The 254-nt window shown below is 74.4% G+C and carries 1 pseudogene; it reads right to left on the bottom strand.

Annotated elements, in window-relative coordinates:
* A pseudogene (locus ACQG3P_RS20770) lies at positions 1-254 on the bottom strand (haloacid dehalogenase-like hydrolase); the annotation flags it as partial.

The raw sequence follows: 254 nt of genomic DNA, 5'->3' as shown, positions 1-254 counted from the left end.
TGAGCACGTAGGCATCGATCACGCGGTTGATCACGCGCGCGCGGTGGAACCCGTCCGGGGCGATCCCGACATTGACCGAGTTTCCGGTACGCCGGGTGGGCAGCAGCGCGACCGGTGGCGCCGCTACCGGCGTCACCAGCAGCGCGGGCAGCGGCCGCAGCGGGGTGCGGTGGATCAGCGAGGCCGACAGGTGGCGGCCGGCCTCGCCGGCAGTCAGGGTGGGGGCGAGGTCGAAGACCGCCGGCGGCGCGTCG

The organism is Stenotrophomonas sp. SrG (genome assembly GCF_050031795.1).
GTDB lineage: Bacteria > Pseudomonadota > Gammaproteobacteria > Xanthomonadales > Xanthomonadaceae > Stenotrophomonas > Stenotrophomonas rhizophila_A.
The sequence above is the reverse complement of the archived record's forward strand: the minus strand, read 5'-3'. Positions and strand labels throughout refer to the sequence as shown.